This window comes from Alteromonas antoniana (assembly GCF_019249295.1).
Classification (GTDB): Bacteria; Pseudomonadota; Gammaproteobacteria; order Enterobacterales; family Alteromonadaceae; genus Alteromonas; species Alteromonas antoniana.
Map to the genome: position 1 here is coordinate 1 of NZ_JAESDH010000030.1, position 16,312 is coordinate 16,312.

The following is a 16,312-nucleotide window of genomic DNA, read 5'->3' on the forward strand; positions in this document are numbered from 1 at the left end:
AGAGTACCACCAACAGGCAGTTGATCTCTTCTCACCGTTTAACCATGAGTGGTGCACTTATTATCTGAATTCGGGGCCACGTCACGGTGACAGACAATGGATTTGTTCGTCGTTCCTTTGGGCTTAGCGGCTTTTACACTCAGCGTCTTTGACTGAAATGAACCTGCTAACTGAAGTAAGGCGTGTTGCTCTTGAATGCCGCAATATTGGAAATGGTGACGTCGGCTGGCGTATCTATGGCATCGAATTTACCACTGGCAAATAACACCATTTCTCCGAAAAGTGCGCGTTCAGCCAGTTTGGTAGCATACAGGCGAATATCATTAAAACTGATACCTGCGATACATTCAGCCAGTCGGGTGTTGCGGTTAAACTCAAGATCCTTGGTACCCAGACTCACCCACAATCGTTGAGACTTCATCGACAATGACAAGTCCCTTTCTTCCAGCTGTTTGAGCAGGTTTTGTTGAATGCTTGACCAGTAATACTGATAAAACTCTATTTCGTTAAGTTGCTGGAACAGAAACCCTGTCATGGCGTTTAAGAGCGCTTCGGGCCCGTGTGTAGGGCTTTGCACATAAAAAGAAATGCCCGGGTGCTGATTATGCGGCACATAGCCGGTGCCCACGACGTATCCGAGCTGTTGCTCTGTTCGCAGCGCATTGAAAAACGGTGCTGCGAGCATCTGTTCTAACACCATGCACATCGCAATATCATTAAGGCTGGCGCTGGGTGCCTGCAAGTATAATACGACAGCAGCATCATCATGCTCGCACTGCACCTGATGATACAGAGATCTTCCTATTGGTAACTGCGACACGGCACGGGACAGGGGGTTGCCAGACGTATTGGAACAGCGAGAAGACACGATATCAGCAAAAGCGCGGGCATCATCGGCGGACCAGTTGCCATGCATAAACCCTTCGACATAATAGCTGCTGAAAGACGCGTCGCGAATAGTATTCACATTGGCAAACTGGCAAGATTCCACGGCTTTCAGTAATTCGACCGGCGCTTGTGTGTTGCGCTGAACTAATACGCTTAAGCGGGAAAACAGCCGGTTAGTCGGCTTATTCAGAAGTGAGTTCTGTAGGGCCTGTTGCTGAGCGCGCTTACTGCGCTCAAACGCATCGGGCGTCATTGAAAACGCCATCACAGCGTCAAGAAGCTGTTCGGCCAGTAGCATCTGTTGATTCGTGAAGCCGCGGGTATGTAAAGTCAGACCGGCCTGATGCCCGTAAATGCGGTAGTTCAGACCGGCAATTTCTGCACGGTAATATTTTGCTTGCAGATACTCATCTAATGCTCCCAGCCATATTCGTTTTGCCGCAACGGCCTGCAAGTCATGTGAGAAAGAAGCCATGTCAAAAGAGAGATAAATGTCGCCTTTCGGACTGTGGAAATGATGGTCCTGGGCGAACCAAAAATTAAAACCCTGCGCAGACGCGATAACATGGGGGGTATCCTGGCCGTGCTCGGGTAATACAAGATGATATTCATCACCAAGATAAGGATTGGCGTCGGGGAGATAAACTTCTGCTGGCGGTTCATGCCTGCTTGCCAGTGTTTCAAGCAGTGCAGGCGACAACTTTTCTACTTTATATTCAGCGTCGTAAAACTGACAGCTGCGGTCGGTTTCAACGTCCTGAGAGATAATCTTTATCCGCATGTTATCAGGACGGAAGTATGACAGCGCCTCTTCCAGCAGGGGTTTGTCAAAACTGTCGATAGTGCTACGTAGTCTGACGATATCTTTAGGCGTAAACGAAAATAAATGTTGTGCATAATCGCAGGCAAGGTTTAGCGGTCGTACATTCTCTTCATACTGCAGGGCCAGTGTAGCGAGTCTGGCTTTCTCCTGATACCGCCAGGGTTCCTCCAGAGACTGGCGGACTAAAATAAGCGTATCGAACAGGGTTTTCAGCACCTCCTCATAATGCTGAATGCCTGACTCAGTTAACTGAAAGCTCACATTGAAGTCTTTAAAATGCTCCCCTTCAATACCTGAGCCTGCGATAAGGTTCGTTACCCAGTTTTTCGACTTTAAAAACGACAGCAGACTGCCTTCGCCCTCATCGCCCAGAAGGTGACTGATATAGTTTAGCGGTTTTGTTTTGTAATCGTTGTGAAGCCCGGGGAGCGCGAATGTCACAATCATTCGCCTTGCAGCTTGCAGCGGACGGATTCGGATTTCCACACCCAGTTGGTCTGCTTCGTACAGTACCGGCCAGTCCTGGTGCGCCTCTTCTCCAGAGGGAAACTGCCCGAATGCAGGTTGGATAAGATTCAAAGCGTCATCCGCCGGCAACGGCGAAATGACGCACAGCGTCATGTTACTGGCACAATAGTACTGACGGTGAAATTGCTGCAACATACTGTGCAGTTCATTAATATGCAGCTGGTTGAAAATTTCTGCATTGCCTACCGAAAACTGGCTAAACGGGTGATCGGGGTTGCAGGTTTCTTTGTGGATCTGATACAGCCGACGTAAATCATCTTTTCGCTTAAATTTAAATTCTGCATCGATAGAGCGAACTTCGTTTTTGATGACGTCTTTGTCTATCAGCGGGCGACGAAGCATATCCGCAAATGCGGGGATAATGCCTGGCAGTGATGCGGTATGGCAATGAAAGTGATAGTTGGCGTATTCTGTGCCGGTCCACGCATTGATATTACCGCCGTGCTTACTAACCAGATCGTTTATTTCGTTCGGGGCAGGAAGGTGCCGGCTCCCCATAAACAGAATATGCTCTAACAGATGTGCCAGCCCCTGACAGTGCTTCGGGTCATAAAAGTGACCGGCTTTGACGGCCATGGAAACGTAGCTGGTAGGAGAATCCTGCTGCTGGCAGAACATGACGCGCAATCCGTTTTGCAGGGTGACAAATTGCGCGTTTTCAAAATCGGGTGATGTCGTCAAAATGCTCTCAATATTTACGAAGTGTGCATTTCAGGAAAAATCGAACAACATATATCCCTGATACTTACGATAATCCGGCCTTATACTGAATATGCGTACGTTAAAACTAGGCGCAGGCATATCGGTCTGCTATCGTTACCGTGTCTGAATTTATAGTATGCGTAATGTTATGTCAGGTCAAAGTAGCAGTGACGACATTTTTGTTTTTATTATGCGCCATGGTGAGGCGGAGTCTCTGCGTCTGGACGATAAAAGCAGGCAGTTAACCGATGCTGGTCGAACGCAGGTTTCCCGTGCCGCGTCGTGGTTGCAGGAAAGCTGGTGTCGCGATGGCAAGGTGGATATTGCGCTTGTCAGTCCGTATCGGCGCGCGCGGCAAACCTACGATATGCTTTCGCTGGATATTCACGCGTCGAAAATGGAAATATTCGAAGATATTACGCCAGATGGCGATGCACAGAGCGTGCACGACTATCTTGACGCCAGACTTGCAATGTCAAAAGCCCGGGACCAGAATCTCAAGCGTATTTTGCTGGTTAGCCACATGCCGCTGGTCAGTTATCTGGTCGATGCGATGTGTGACTCCTATACTACCAGTCTCTTTGCAACCGCATCAGTCGCGGTAATTCGATATAACGTACATACTCATAAAGGCATTCTGGAAGCGCATTACCAGGGCCGCTAAGCTTTTCTCAGCCTCATTCCGACAATGGTGCCCTCCCATTACCACACTTGGCGTGAGGCAAAAAAACTTGCCGTTTTTTCAAATTTACTGCTATAGAAGTTGCGATACTGTCCGATACAAAGAGAGTAATTTCTGTTCTTGTGAACCGGGATTAGGCATTGAGAGGCCAGGCTGTTAATCGGATCATGTGAGTTATTCTGCACGCTTTTTGTGTGCTTTCACGTCGTCTGAGTTTCGTATTTCCTTTCACTATACTGTTGTGCATGCATCTGGCTTTGCCGGTTGCCATAGCAGCGCCGAACACGGTTTACAAAACGTTTAATTTAACGTGCTTCGGAGGCATCGCAGGGCGATGACGACTAAATCAATACCAGAACTGCTTAAACGTTCACTCGAGTCTCACCTCGAGGAAGCAGATCTGCGTGATGATGAGGAAATGCGGGCACTAATGGAAAAGCTGAACAACCTTTCCTCAAAAGTTGCCGCTGCCAAGGCGCAGGTTTTGGCCAGAAGGGCAGCTAAGAAATAGCTGTCGCCCATTAGTCCGACGACGGTTCTGGCGATTCCCGATAAAACTCCGGCAATATTCTTACCGTTTTTATCATGTTCTCTGAAATGTCCACAATTTCCACCGGATATCCTGCCAAACGCACACTAACCTTGTTCTCCGGGATTTCTTCTAAGTATTCCAGGATCAGGCCATTGAGTGTTTTAGGGCCCTCAGTCGGGAGCTTCCAATCCATTTCTTTGTTCAGGTCGCGCACGTTGGCACTGCCATCCACCAGTACACTGCCATCTTGCTGTACGTGAGCTTCTTTGCTGTGGTCAGGCACCATACTGGTAGTAAAATCACCGATGATCTCTTCCAGAATATCTTCCAGTGTCACCAGTCCCATGATATCGCCGTATTCATCCACGACCAGGGCAATCCTTTCTTTCTCTGCCTGGAACTTGTACATCAGGGTATGCAGCGGGGTAGACTCAGGAGTAAAGTAAATTTCACGTACCGCTCTGAGCAGACTGGATTTGGTGAACTGATCTTTGGATAACAAGCGTAAGGCATCACGCACATGCACAAAGCCGACGGCGTCATCAATGCTGTCGCGATAAAGCAGTACCCGGGTATGCTGCGCATGGGTCAGCTGCTTCTGAATTTTTTTCCAGTCATCATTAATATCAATCGCCACAATTTCAGCTCGCGGCACCATGATGTCCTCAGCCGTGACGCTTTCCAGGTCGAGAATACCTACCAGCATGTCCTGGTGCTTTTTCGGGATCATGGCGCCTGCTTCGTACACCACTGTACGCAACTCTTCGCGACTGAGAGAATCGTCGTTACCGTGCAGAGGACTTATCCGCAGCAGCGATAAGATACCGTTGGTGATTCCATTTATGAATGCTACCAGCGGGTACAGGATCGTCAGCAAGGGCAGCAAAATCACTGAGCTTGGAAACGCGACCTTTTCCGGATAAAGCGCAGCCAGAGTTTTGGGGGTGACCTCGGCAAAAATAAGCAGAATAAATGTCAGCCCGAAGGTGGTAGCGAAGAAGCCCCAGTATGCACCGAATAGCCGAAAGCAAATTACCGTAGCGATGGAGGATGCGGCGATGTTGACCAGGTTATTGCCAATCAGGATCAGGCCGATTAGACGGTCTGGGCGGTCCAGTAGCTTTTGTACGCGATTCGCGGCACGGTTGCCTTCGCCCTGCAGGTGTTTCAGGCGATATCGGTTTATCGACATCATGCCCGTTTCAGAACTGGAAAAATAAGCAGAAAGTAAGATGAGTACGCCTAATGCAATAAAGAGCGTACTGGTAGATATGTCGTCCAACTAAAAGGTCCCTGTACCGGTAAGATTCACAATGTAGTAATTCGAGCCCGGGGTTTCAAGGGAAATCTGGTTTTTAGTGTGTTATTCGAATTCGTAACTCGTTAGGGAGCCCTACCTGCTAAAGAAGAATTTCTCGTACGAAGCGACTACCAAAGTAAGCCAGCGACAGCAGCAGCACGCCCAGTATCGTCATTGCAATCACCTGCTTGCCTCGCCAGCCGCGGATCCTCTGACCAATTAACAACACGACGTAAACTGCAAGCGCAGCTAACGATAAAATGGTTTTATGGGCATACAGCGAGCTGAACATATTTTCCAGAAAAACGAAGCCACTGATTAGCGATACCACCAGAAATAATGTACCGGCCAGAAGCAGTTTGAAAAGAATACCTTCAACCAGCATCAGCGGGGGCAGCGATGAGTGCAGTAAAGACGCGCCTTTCTGTTTAAGTTTATGCGTGATGTATGACATCTGAATCGCATACAAGAATGCGATAACCAACAGTCCGTATGCCACCAGAGATAGCGTAATATGTATTACCAGTCCGGGTTCCAGTTCGATGTGCATAATATAGGAAACCGGAATAAACCTCGCAGCGAGCACGGTAAGCCCGGCAAAGCCGTAGACCACGGGCAGTAAAATGGTGTTGGGTAACACACTGGCTGACAGCAGCATGGAGACGGTAATTAACCACGATACCAGCGATAACACATTGGTAATGCTCATATTCTGACCGGGTGCGATCATAATCGCGCCGCTGAGAAACCCAACGTGGGCAAGCACAGCGATTATCGCCATGATAGTCGCCAGTCGCTGGTTCGGCCCCTCTTTATGGACGAACCTGCCCATCAATACGAATGCAGCCAGAAAATAAAGGCCAGCTGCTATCATGGCAAACATCGTGTTCATAGAATTCCTGTGGGTGTCGTGACAGGTGTGTCTGTCTTAAGCCGGTATTGATACTGTAAGTCCATGATAAATTCAACCCGCACGTTGTTTTTCGCGAAAACGTATCCATCTTTTCACTAGTGAATATGCGACTAAGTCTGCAGTCGCTCAAGCTCACTACCAAGTGACAAATCATGGCGGTCTTTTGCAGGTCTTACGGTTTAAGTCAAAAAAGACCCAGGATGCGTCGTTGCTTTATCGTTCTTTGGAGAGCATTTGCCACACTTACTTTCAGGTGATTTTTCTGCGCTGGCCTGCAACAGGTAGGGGTAAACAGGCGACAAGCAATCCTCGTTTGTACAAATGCCGTTTTGATTTACGTTCAATGGTACGTTAGCCAGCGAATTTACGATACAATAGCGCACAATACGTTCAAAAATTGACAGAAGCTTTTTCTATTATGTTTGAAAATTTATCTGAACGCCTCGGCCAGACGTTACGCAACGTCAGCGGAAAAGGGCGGTTAACAGAAGACAATATTAAAGACACCTTGCGTGAAGTGCGCATGGCGCTGCTGGAAGCGGATGTAGCGTTGCCAGTGGTAAAGTCGTTCGTAGCACAGGTCAAAGAGCGGGCCGTGGGAACCGAGGTAACCAAAAGCCTCAAGCCGGGTCAGGTCTTTATCAAAATTGTTCAGTCTGAGCTAGAGTCCGTAATGGGCGAGGCGAATGAAAAGCTGGACCTGTCAACGCAACCTCCGGCTGTCATTCTTATGGCGGGCCTGCAGGGTGCGGGTAAAACCACCAGTGTGGGTAAACTGGCAAAGTACCTGACCGAACGAGAAAAGAAAAAAGTTATGGTCGTGAGTGCGGATGTCTATCGTCCTGCGGCTATTAAGCAACTTGAAACCCTGGCCAGCGAAGTCAATGTTGGCTTCCATCCTTCCACGGAATTTCAGAAGCCGGTAGACATTGTAAACGGCGCTATCGATGCGGCGAAAAAGCAATTTTATGATGTGTTACTGGTAGATACCGCCGGCCGCCTGCATGTCGATAATGACATGATGGAAGAGATTCAGGCATTGCACGGTGCGGTTAAACCAATTGAAACACTGTTTGTGGTTGATGCGATGACCGGGCAGGATGCTGCAAACACAGCAAAAGCCTTCAATGACGCACTGCCTCTGACGGGTGTGATCCTGACGAAGGCCGACGGCGACGCTCGTGGTGGTGCCGCACTTTCTGTTCGCCATATTACCGGTAAGCCCATTAAGTTTATCGGGATGGGCGAAAAAGTGGATGCCCTTGAACCTTTCCACCCGGAAAGAATTGCATCACGCATTCTGGGCATGGGTGACGTACTCAGTCTGATTGAGGAAGTCGAGCGCAAAGTTGATAAAAACAAAGCCCAGCAACTGGCGAAAAAGGTTCAGAAAGGCAAAGGGTTCGACCTTCAGGACTTCAAAGACCAACTTGAGCAGATGAAAAACATGGGCGGCATGATGGGCATGCTGGACAAGCTGCCTGGTATGGGCGGCATGACCGATAAAATTAAAGATCAGGCCAACGACAAACAGTTCGTGCAGATGGAAGCGATAATCAATTCTATGACCCCGGGCGAGCGTGCGCGGCCGGACATTATTAAAGGGTCGAGAAAACGCAGAATAGCGGCAGGGTCTGGTACCCAGATTCAGGACGTAAACCGGCTGTTAAAGCAATTTACGCAAATGCAGAAAATGATGAAAAAGATGTCTGGCGGTGGCATGAAGAAGATGATGCGCCAGATGAAAGGGATGATGCCGCCAGGTGGCGGCGGTCCCGGTGGCCCGGGCGGTATGGGAGGGATGTTCCCTCCGCGCTGATCCGCAGGCAAGTGCTTTTGTTAAAGAAAAGGTCGCTATCAGGGCGGCCTTTTTTGCATTCACGGCGTTCGGCACCCTGTTTAACATTGCGTCCTTTCTCTGCGCTTGAAGCAAAGTTGCTATCCTCTTTGCTTTAGCTATAGTGATTAAAGGCAGTCCGTTTCCCATTTTTGAAAGGAACGACGGTTAAATGAAGTGTAGTTTTTTTTCGTTTTTCTTTTTTAGTCTGGCCTCCTTGCCGTCACTGGCACAGACTGATGAGCGCTTTACTATTCACTGGGCTATTAATCCTTCGCCTCCATTCCATATTGTTGATGGAGCTCTCAAAGGACAGGGAATTTGCGATGTGCTAATTGATGAACTCAAGCAGTACATGCCGGACGTTAATCATACCGTATCGCAGTTGCCCCACAGTCGTATACGCATGCACTCAGAGCAAAAAGAGAATTTGTGTTTTCCATGCATGATTAAGCGAGAGAGCAGTCCGGTCTGGATTTATTCAAATATTACAGTAGTGCATCCCCCTCTGGGGATCATCGGTGATCGTAAACGGCTTGCGCCTTTTGCTGATGAGCAGGCGCGTATTTCACTGGCAAAACTGGCGGCTGATAAGACGCTCCGTTTTGGTCGCCCTGCGGCCAGGGCTTACCCTCCCGTCTTACAGACAATCGTTGATGAAAACAGTGAAAATCCGTTGTTCTTTAAGCTAAGCGGACAAACCGCAACGGTGCGGATTTTAGAGCAGATAGTGATGAACCGTTTAGATTACACCCTCGAATACCCTACTATCCTGCGCTATTACCGCTTGTCTCAGTCTTCCAGAGATCTGCAGTATTATCCCACGACCGAGCTAGGCAATAACCCGGTACCGGGCGCTATTGGATGTACGAAAAGTGACTGGGGCGAGCGTGCAATAACGCTGATAAACAAGGGGCTGGAAAACGTGCTTGTCGATGAGGATTACGTTAACCAGCAGGCATTTTGGAAACGTCTCGATGAAAACCCTGGCACCTTGGTGAAGGATGGAGAACAGCCAAACAATACGCCTTGACATCATCATAATGATGGCATCATTATGAGTGCAATCTTCATCAGGGACTACGCCAAAAATGATTGATGTCACACGGGAAAGGGATGCGTTACCGCATGCTCAGCGAGAGCGTCTCGCATTTATCGATTTCAGTTTACAATATTTCGGACACGTCAGCAGACAGGAGCTGATAGACAGATTTGCTACAGGACTGGCTGCCAGCACCCGGGATTTTTCAGCTTATAAGTCCCTTGCGCCTGATAACCTGACACTCGACCATCACGCCAAACGCTACCGACGTAACCCTGCATTTAAAGCCGTATTCTCGCACAACCCGGAAGTCATATTAAACAGCCTGAGTATGGGGTTCGGTGACGGGATTGCCACCGCAGTAACACCATCATCTCATTGTGTAAATGCGGTAAACCTCATTCATCCCAAAGCGGAAATCATTGCGGGTCTGACCCGGGCCATTCACAACCGGTACCCGATCAACGTCCATTACGTAAGCGTGACATCAGGTGGCAAATACCGCCTCATTGTGCCACACGCCATTGTGAACAACGGGCACCGCTGGCACGTGCGTGCGTTTGATGTGGAAACTGGCACCTTCCGGGATTTTGTGTGCACCCGATTTACAGACATTGAACCGGTATCGCGGGAACTGGCACATAAAGAGCTGGCAGAGCAGGATAGCGCCTGGCAGCGAACTGTTTCACTTACCCTCATTCCACACCCATCACTCTCGCACAGTGAAGCCATTGAGCTGGACTATGGCATGGAAAAGGGGCGTAAGTCTTTGTCTGTGCGTGCTGCTCTGGCGGCGTATCTGTTACGGTACTGGCAGGTCGACTGCTCAAGGGGGGCGAAGATCACGGGGCAGGGATGTCAGTTGGCGTTGCAAAACCTTGATGCGCTTGAGCAAATCGAGAATGCCCATCTTGCGCCGGGAACCAGTCGCTAAAAGTCGGTGGCGAAATAATGCGCAGTCGACACGCCAATGCCTGCTTAAAGGCCCGCCATGACTGTGCAAAATCACCAATTCATAATACACTGGCCGGCTACGCAAACGCGGGCAGGCAAGCGATGCCGAGAATCAATAACTTACAATAAATGCCCCGTGGTGTCGCGTTCTCAGGCTCATGCAGAGGGCGACATTTAACCAGTATTAACCGACACAGGATTTATATGGCCGGCTTAAAACGCATTATTTTAATCGACACCCACTTGCCGGGCGTGGTCGAACTGAAGCTGGATGGACATACCAATATTTGCGGTACCAATGCATCAGGTAAAACGACCCTTCAGCGCCTAATTCCGGTTTTTTACGGTGAGTACCCAAGCCGGGTTGTACCCGCTACCCGCGACAGTTTCGAGCGCTGGTATCTGCCACGGCAATCCAGTTTTATCATTTACGAATATACCCGCGCCGAAGGCGATCTCTGTCAGGCGGTACTGACTTCCAACGGGACTGGTGTTAACTATCGTTTAGTTGGTAAGCCGTTCGACATTGACGATTACCTGTTCAAACAGAAAAGCGGTAAATTCAGCAGTACCAGTAGTGCAGAACTCGCCCGTGCGATGAAACGGAACAATGTGCTGGTAACCAGTTTGCTGACGACAAAAGATTTTCGTGCCGTGATGCAGAACGATCAGGGCGTGCTAAACCAGAGCAGTAATGCGCGGGAGTTGCTCGGCTACGCAAAAGTATTCAGCTTGTGTACGCCCAGCCAGCATATGCGTCATATCGAAAAGCTGGCGAAAGCGGTGCATTCGAAAGAAGGCAAGATGGAAACCATCAAGGCCATGATCGCTGCCATTCTGGAAGAAGATGGCGTGCAGCCGCCAACGTCGAGTCTTAGCCGCAATCGTGTGGACGACTGGATCCGTGAATGTCATCTCATCAAGCAGTTTGATCAGATTCGCCCTGAGTTTTCCAAGCTGGAACAGGCGGACATGGCGCTGACCACTTCAGAGCAAACCCTCGGCGGCCTGAAAAAGCAATTCGAACTGGATAAAACGCAACTCTCAGTCAAAACAGAGACGTTAGGTAATGAGCTGGAGGAGAACCAGTTTCAGCGCAAACAAAATGAACTGTTGTGGCACGACAGCCGTGATGAACTGAACCAGATCGTGTCATCTGCGCGCGCAGACGTTGACAAGTACACCAGTGAGCTGGATGCCGTTGAACGTGAATTCGACAACTGGCAGCAGCAGAATATTGAACAGCTTAAAGACGATGTCGCCAACCTGCCGCAGTGGCAAAACGAACTGGAAATGACGTCCAGTCGTTACCAATTGCTTACCGAAAAGCACCAGGACATCGAGTCGGCATTTAACCGCCGTATGGCTGAACTGGGCGAGAAGCTTAGCCTGACGCTGGAGCAATTGTCAGCCTCACGGCAGGAAGCGGCTGACAAACGCAGCGAACAGCAACAGAAAGAGCGTGATGCTCTGCAAACTATTCGTGATGATTTTTCACAGCAGATCCAAGAGCTTAATGCCACGCATCAATCGCAATTGAGTGATCTGAAAGTCACCGAAGCCGAACTGAAAGCGTCGCTGGCAAACGCCGGTTACAACGAATTTGAGCAATCGCAGCTTGATCTGCTGGATGCCACAATCAAAGAAGCGTCTGTGACAGAAGATGCCGCTCGCACGGAATATCGCCAGGCTCAGCAACGTCACAGCAAAGCGGTACAGGTAAGGCAGGAAGCCTCGACTGCGCTGGATAAAGCGCGTCAGGTGTATCAGCGCGAAGAAAAGGCGGTGGATAAGGTCAAAGCGTTACTTTATCCGGGGCAGGGCTCGTTACTGGAATTCTTGCGTGCCAATGTTGATGACTGGGAGTCCAGTCTGGGTAAGGTGCTGCGCCCGGAACTGCTGGAGCGCACAGACCTCACCCCCACCACGGGCGAGGGCGACAGCTTTTATGGCCTCAGCTTAGCACTTTCTGCTATCGATACACCGGATTATGCGCATACCGAACAGTCTCTGAAGCAGTCATTATCTGACGCTGAAGAGGCCCTGGCTCAGGCGCTGGCAGCACAGAATGAATGCGAGACAACGCTGGCAAAAGCCAATGAAGATGTGCGCAATGCTGAGTTGGCAATGACGCAAAAAGACAACGCCGTGAAAAGTGCCGAAGCCAGCCGCAAGCGTGCACAGCAGGACAGAGACAGCGTGCTCAGCGAATATCAGGCGGCCTTGTCTTCACGCAAGCAGAAAGCGAAATCTCGTCTGGAAGCAAACCAGCAGGCGCAAAAACAGTGTAAGGCGCAGTTTGAGCTTGACCGCGATGACATGAAAGACCAGCAACGTGAATCAGAAACTGAACACAGCTTCCACTGGCAACAGCTCATCGCCGATACCGATGCCCGGATATCTCAGCTTGATGCTGATATGAAAAAAGCCCGCGACGCTGCTGCAAAAGATCGCAAAGAGATGGAGCAGTGGCTGGAAGACGAGCTGAACAACCGTGGCGTAGATGTTGACGAAATTGGTCAGCTTAAAAAACGCATCAAGGTACTCAAAGACGATATTTATAAGACAGAATCGCAGCGTCACAAAGTCAGCGACTATGCGCGATGGTATGAAACCGTTTTCAACGGTCACAAAGTTACCTGGCAAAACGCCTTAGCGAAGGCGCGTAAAGCGCTTGGTGAAGCCGAACGTTCACTGGCGCAAAAGCAGTCGGCGTATAAAGAAGCCCGTGAAAAACTGAAAGACCAGCAGGTGGCACTGGAGTCTTCTCTGAAAACCGCAAGCGAACAGCTCGATCAGGTACAGTCTTTAAGTAAAGCCCTTGCGAAACTGAACCTGCGGGTGAAAGACGACAATGACGCTAAGTTCGAAGATGCGAGTATTTCTCAGCGATTGTCTGAAGCGCAGAGTCTGCTGCAGGAGCGCGAGAATCTGTTAAGCGATGTGCGCGCTTATGTGGAGCGCTTTGATCAGCTTATCGCCGCGCAGGCTGGTACCGGCTTATCAGATACCTGGGAGCGTGCCCGTGAAGAGTGTGCGGTTATTAATGCCCATGGTGTCAAAGGCATTGACCACCGTCGCATGGTATCGCACCTGTCACAGTTGCTGAATGTGATCGTGCCGCAGAAATTGCAGGGCTTGCGTGAGCAGGGCCGGATTTTTGGCGCGGACCTGAACCAGTATTACTTTGTACTGGCCGATATTGATAAGCGTATTGTGTCGCAAAGCCGTCGTATCACCAAAGAAGTCGATGGCGAGCTGTTTCTGGATGGGGTGTCTGATTCCGCAGTTAAAATTCGTTCACGCATAAGTGAGCTGGAGTTCTGGCCAGAGCTGGAGCAATTCCGCAAACATTACGAAGCCTGGATGGAAGGTGGTGCTAACGAACTGCCTGATGAAGATTATGGTCTGAGCATGCGTAAAGTACTGGATATTCTGGGGCGTGCGGCGTTAAGTGGCGGGATCAGCAAGCTGCTGGATATCGAACTTCACCTGCGTGAAGGCAACAGTGATCTGGTCATACGGACCGATCGTCAACTCAATGAGTCTTCCAGTCACGGTATGGCATACCTGATTTTGTGTAAATTCCTGCTGGCATTTACCCGCCTGCTGCGTGGTGAAACTGATGCCACAATTCACTGGCCAATTGACGAGTTGGGTACGCTACACCAGAGCAATGTGAAGAAGATTTTCGACGCCTGTCAAAACAACAATATCAGTGTGGTAGGGGCGTTCCCGAACCCAGAATCAGAAGTACTGACACTTTTCGAAAACCGTTATCTGATAGACAAGGTGACCCGCAAACTGCAGGTAGTGCAACCTAAAGCCAGTATTATTGCTGAGCGCTTAAAAGCACGTCGTGGACAAGAGGAGGCTTCAGCATGATGACGGAACAAGGCCGTGTGGTCAGCAAACTTTTGCAGGGTGACTTCATTTGTCAGGTCAGCGATGAAGACGCCTGGCGTTTTCTGAAAAGCCGGGATAATGCACAGCAGCTCGAGCCCCATTTAAACCTGTTAAACCGTACACTGGCAACTACGGCTGATGGCGATGTATTTTTTGCCGCGTATCTCACGTTAGGCGATAGCGAGCGCAAAATTCTGATGCAACAGTTTCAGGAGACGGCATCCAGCCTGGTGCCGCTGGTCGAGTGGTTATTGCTCGTGCAGCAGGCCAGCGAGTCAGATTTACCGGTAACGATGGGTAACGCTATCCGCCTCAATGAGTTGCAAAGCACCATAGAGGATACGCCTGCGTACGCTGAACAGCTGGAAAAAATTTCCCGCTACCGTTTGTTCGGCTCAACCAGTGTGAATCTTGATGGGCAGCTAAAACAAGTATTTAAACGCTTAACCGACTTAGGGTATCTGCTTAAGCCAAACCCGGAAAAGCAGATTTATCTGGCAACCGGCAAAGTTGAACATTTGTATGAGATGATTCGCTTTATTGATGAAACCGAGTCGTTGTCGTTGTCTGAGCAGGCAGAGGCGGCCATTCAGCAGGGTAGCCTGCTATGAGTCAGGTGCTTATTCAGGCTGGCACCAAGCTGCTAAACGCGCTTGGTCGTCATAGTGAACTGATAATGCAGGCTTATGTGAATGGTACGGTAAACGAGCGCGATCACAGCCCCAAGGTACTTGAGCAACTGGTGCAGCTGGGCGTGTTATGGCGACCGGATCCGCAAAGCGAACTGAGACTCAAAGGCGCAGTGCGTACTCTGCTGGAGGGCAGTTTACAGGATGAGCGGAACCGTACCATCAATGCCAATATAGGTGCTGCGCTTGCAAGTTTAAAAACCCTTGCCGAGCACTACAAAGAAGCGCTGCACTACGGACGCTACAGCGAATCTGCTGCACACATGTCGGATTTAACCGAACATGTATATCAACTGGCGGAATCGCTGAGCAACAGCGTACGGGTGATGTTTAGCCGTATCAACAATGAATTCGGCTACGTGTCATCGGTTGAAGCTAAAATCCGGGAAAATGAGCTTGCGCAGGGGCAGGTTACCGAGCTGCTGTATCAGCTTGAGTGCTTCCGATTTGATGAGCTCAGTGAGATTGCCGGCAGTAACCGCGAGCTGCGACATTTACTGGTGGTATCGCTACAACAAAGTTTCTCGCGGGCTGCGCAGGAACTGTCGGTAGCTCAGGCCCGTTTACTGGATCTGCTGGGGCGTTTCCGTGAGTTTCAGGGGCGTACACGTCTGCTCAAAGGGTATTTGCTTCACATGGAGCAGCAGCCTGATTTCGTGCCGGGAAATTATCCCAACCTGACAAATGTACCGGTTTTATTTAATCAGGCGGCAGGCATGCTCAGTCCTGCTGCAGTGGATGTGAACAACGTCAGCCAGGAAGCTGAACTGCAGGAAATTGTGGCGTCGTTAACCCACGTGCATCGCCGCAAGCAGCAGACAGAAGAATCATCGTCCTCGCAGGATATTGATGTGTCAGAACAGGATACTGTGTCGCTGGAAAGTGATCCGCTGCAGCAGGCAGTCGATGATTATTTCTGTGATGTTATTGACACTGGTCAGCCGCAGTCGGCGTTAACTTACTATGCTGCCCGTGCAATGGAATTTGATCCCGAGGTATGGATTTATCAGGTCATTGGTAATTATCAGTCTCTGGATGATGCAGACAAGCAGTTTTTCGCACTGGATCCACACGGACAGGAAGATGCGGTGTTTAACGGCAACTTCTACATTAACGACATCACCCTGGGGCTACGCTAGAGCCTGTTTATTTTTGTTCAGTATTTATGTTGGATGCTAAAACGCCCTACTACAAGGCAGAAGCTGCGTGGTTTGGCAATCCAAATAAGCGGCTGATTACGCAGTAGTAGGGCGTTTTAGCTCCAACCCTGTGGGCAGTGGCCAGTTTTGCGCCATACGGCCCACAAATTCACTTATTTAGGCCCACTAAACTTCGCTCATTTGCGATTGTCTGGCACAAAACTGGCCGTCTGCATAAGCACTGAACAAAGATAAACAGGCTCTAGGAACAAGATGGCAGCGCCGTAAGTGCCTGACGACAGTGGTCTTGCTGATAACCAGTTACAGTCACTGGGTGAGGTCTTCTGCTGCCTTTATTATTCGCACCGCCGGAAAAT

General features: G+C 49.8%; 11 protein-coding genes. 8 read left to right on the forward strand and 3 right to left on the reverse strand.

Going from position 1 to position 16,312, the window contains the following annotated elements; all coding sequences use genetic code 11:
- Positions 1 to 166 precede the first annotated feature (166 nt).
- Positions 167 to 2,920 carry an insulinase family protein gene (locus JKP77_RS19035; protein ID WP_218312756.1) on the reverse strand — a complete coding sequence of 918 codons (2,754 nt, stop codon included), beginning with the start codon at positions 2,918 to 2,920 and terminating at the stop codon, positions 167 to 169.
- Between the two features lie 169 nt (positions 2,921 to 3,089).
- On the opposite strand from JKP77_RS19035, the gene sixA reads away from it, so the two are divergent.
- Positions 3,090 to 3,605 carry a phosphohistidine phosphatase SixA gene (gene sixA / locus JKP77_RS19040; protein ID WP_246601294.1) on the forward strand — a complete coding sequence of 172 codons (516 nt, stop codon included), beginning with the start codon at positions 3,090 to 3,092 and terminating at the stop codon, positions 3,603 to 3,605.
- A 352-nt stretch (positions 3,606 to 3,957) separates the two neighbouring features.
- On the forward strand, positions 3,958 to 4,134 hold the full coding sequence (locus JKP77_RS19045; RefSeq protein WP_218312758.1) for a hypothetical protein: 177 nt from the start codon (positions 3,958 to 3,960) through the stop codon (positions 4,132 to 4,134).
- Between the two features lie 10 nt (positions 4,135 to 4,144).
- Here JKP77_RS19045 and JKP77_RS19050 read toward each other — a convergent pair whose 3' ends face one another.
- A complete protein-coding gene (locus JKP77_RS19050) occupies positions 4,145 to 5,437 on the reverse strand; it encodes an HlyC/CorC family transporter (protein WP_218312759.1) in 1,293 nt (430 codons plus the stop codon).
- Positions 5,438 to 5,555: 118 nt separating this feature from the next.
- Positions 5,556 to 6,347: a cytochrome C assembly family protein gene (locus tag JKP77_RS19055; RefSeq protein WP_218312760.1), complete on the reverse strand. Its 792-nt coding sequence runs from the start codon at positions 6,345 to 6,347 to the stop codon at positions 5,556 to 5,558.
- Between the two features lie 439 nt (positions 6,348 to 6,786).
- On the opposite strand from JKP77_RS19055, the gene ffh reads away from it, so the two are divergent.
- The 6 genes from ffh (at position 6,787) to JKP77_RS19085 (ending at position 15,935) form a co-directional block, all read left to right on the forward strand.
- Complete coding sequence (ffh, locus tag JKP77_RS19060) at positions 6,787 to 8,187, forward strand: signal recognition particle protein (protein ID WP_218312761.1); 1,401 nt, start codon at positions 6,787 to 6,789, stop codon at positions 8,185 to 8,187.
- Between the two features lie 190 nt (positions 8,188 to 8,377).
- Positions 8,378 to 9,238 (forward strand): hypothetical protein, encoded by an 861-nt coding sequence (locus JKP77_RS19065; protein WP_218312762.1) that lies wholly within the window; start codon positions 8,378 to 8,380, stop codon positions 9,236 to 9,238.
- 58 nt (positions 9,239 to 9,296) lie between these two features.
- The gene (locus JKP77_RS19070; protein WP_218312763.1) at positions 9,297 to 10,181 is read left to right on the forward strand and encodes a WYL domain-containing protein; all 885 of its coding nucleotides are present in this window, start codon (positions 9,297 to 9,299) and stop codon (positions 10,179 to 10,181) included.
- Between the two features lie 224 nt (positions 10,182 to 10,405).
- Positions 10,406 to 14,086: an ATP-binding protein gene (locus JKP77_RS19075; protein ID WP_218312764.1), complete on the forward strand. Its 3,681-nt coding sequence runs from the start codon at positions 10,406 to 10,408 to the stop codon at positions 14,084 to 14,086.
- Complete coding sequence (locus JKP77_RS19080; protein ID WP_218312765.1) at positions 14,083 to 14,718, forward strand: condensin complex protein MksE; 636 nt, start codon at positions 14,083 to 14,085, stop codon at positions 14,716 to 14,718. Before JKP77_RS19075 ends, JKP77_RS19080 begins: the two co-directional genes overlap by 4 nt.
- Positions 14,715 to 15,935 (forward strand): phosphoenolpyruvate carboxylase, encoded by a 1,221-nt coding sequence (locus JKP77_RS19085; RefSeq protein WP_218312766.1) that lies wholly within the window; start codon positions 14,715 to 14,717, stop codon positions 15,933 to 15,935. The genes JKP77_RS19080 and JKP77_RS19085 overlap by 4 nt, the downstream gene beginning before the upstream one ends.
- The last annotated feature ends 377 nt before the right edge of the window (positions 15,936 to 16,312 follow it).

Coding starts and splice junctions, on each gene's coding strand:
- JKP77_RS19085 (WP_218312766.1), top strand. CDS start 14,715: ATGAGTCAGGTGCTTATTCAGGCTGGCACCAAGCTGCTAAACGCGCTT.
- JKP77_RS19045 (WP_218312758.1), top strand. CDS start 3,958: ATGACGACTAAATCAATACCAGAACTGCTTAAACGTTCACTCGAGTCT.
- JKP77_RS19080 (WP_218312765.1), top strand. CDS start 14,083: ATGATGACGGAACAAGGCCGTGTGGTCAGCAAACTTTTGCAGGGTGAC.
- JKP77_RS19055 (WP_218312760.1), bottom strand. CDS start 6,347: ATGAACACGATGTTTGCCATGATAGCAGCTGGCCTTTATTTTCTGGCT.
- JKP77_RS19070 (WP_218312763.1), top strand. CDS start 9,297: ATGATTGATGTCACACGGGAAAGGGATGCGTTACCGCATGCTCAGCGA.
- JKP77_RS19075 (WP_218312764.1), top strand. CDS start 10,406: ATGGCCGGCTTAAAACGCATTATTTTAATCGACACCCACTTGCCGGGC.
- sixA (WP_246601294.1), top strand. CDS start 3,090: ATGTCAGGTCAAAGTAGCAGTGACGACATTTTTGTTTTTATTATGCGC.
- ffh (WP_218312761.1), top strand. CDS start 6,787: ATGTTTGAAAATTTATCTGAACGCCTCGGCCAGACGTTACGCAACGTC.
- JKP77_RS19065 (WP_218312762.1), top strand. CDS start 8,378: ATGAAGTGTAGTTTTTTTTCGTTTTTCTTTTTTAGTCTGGCCTCCTTG.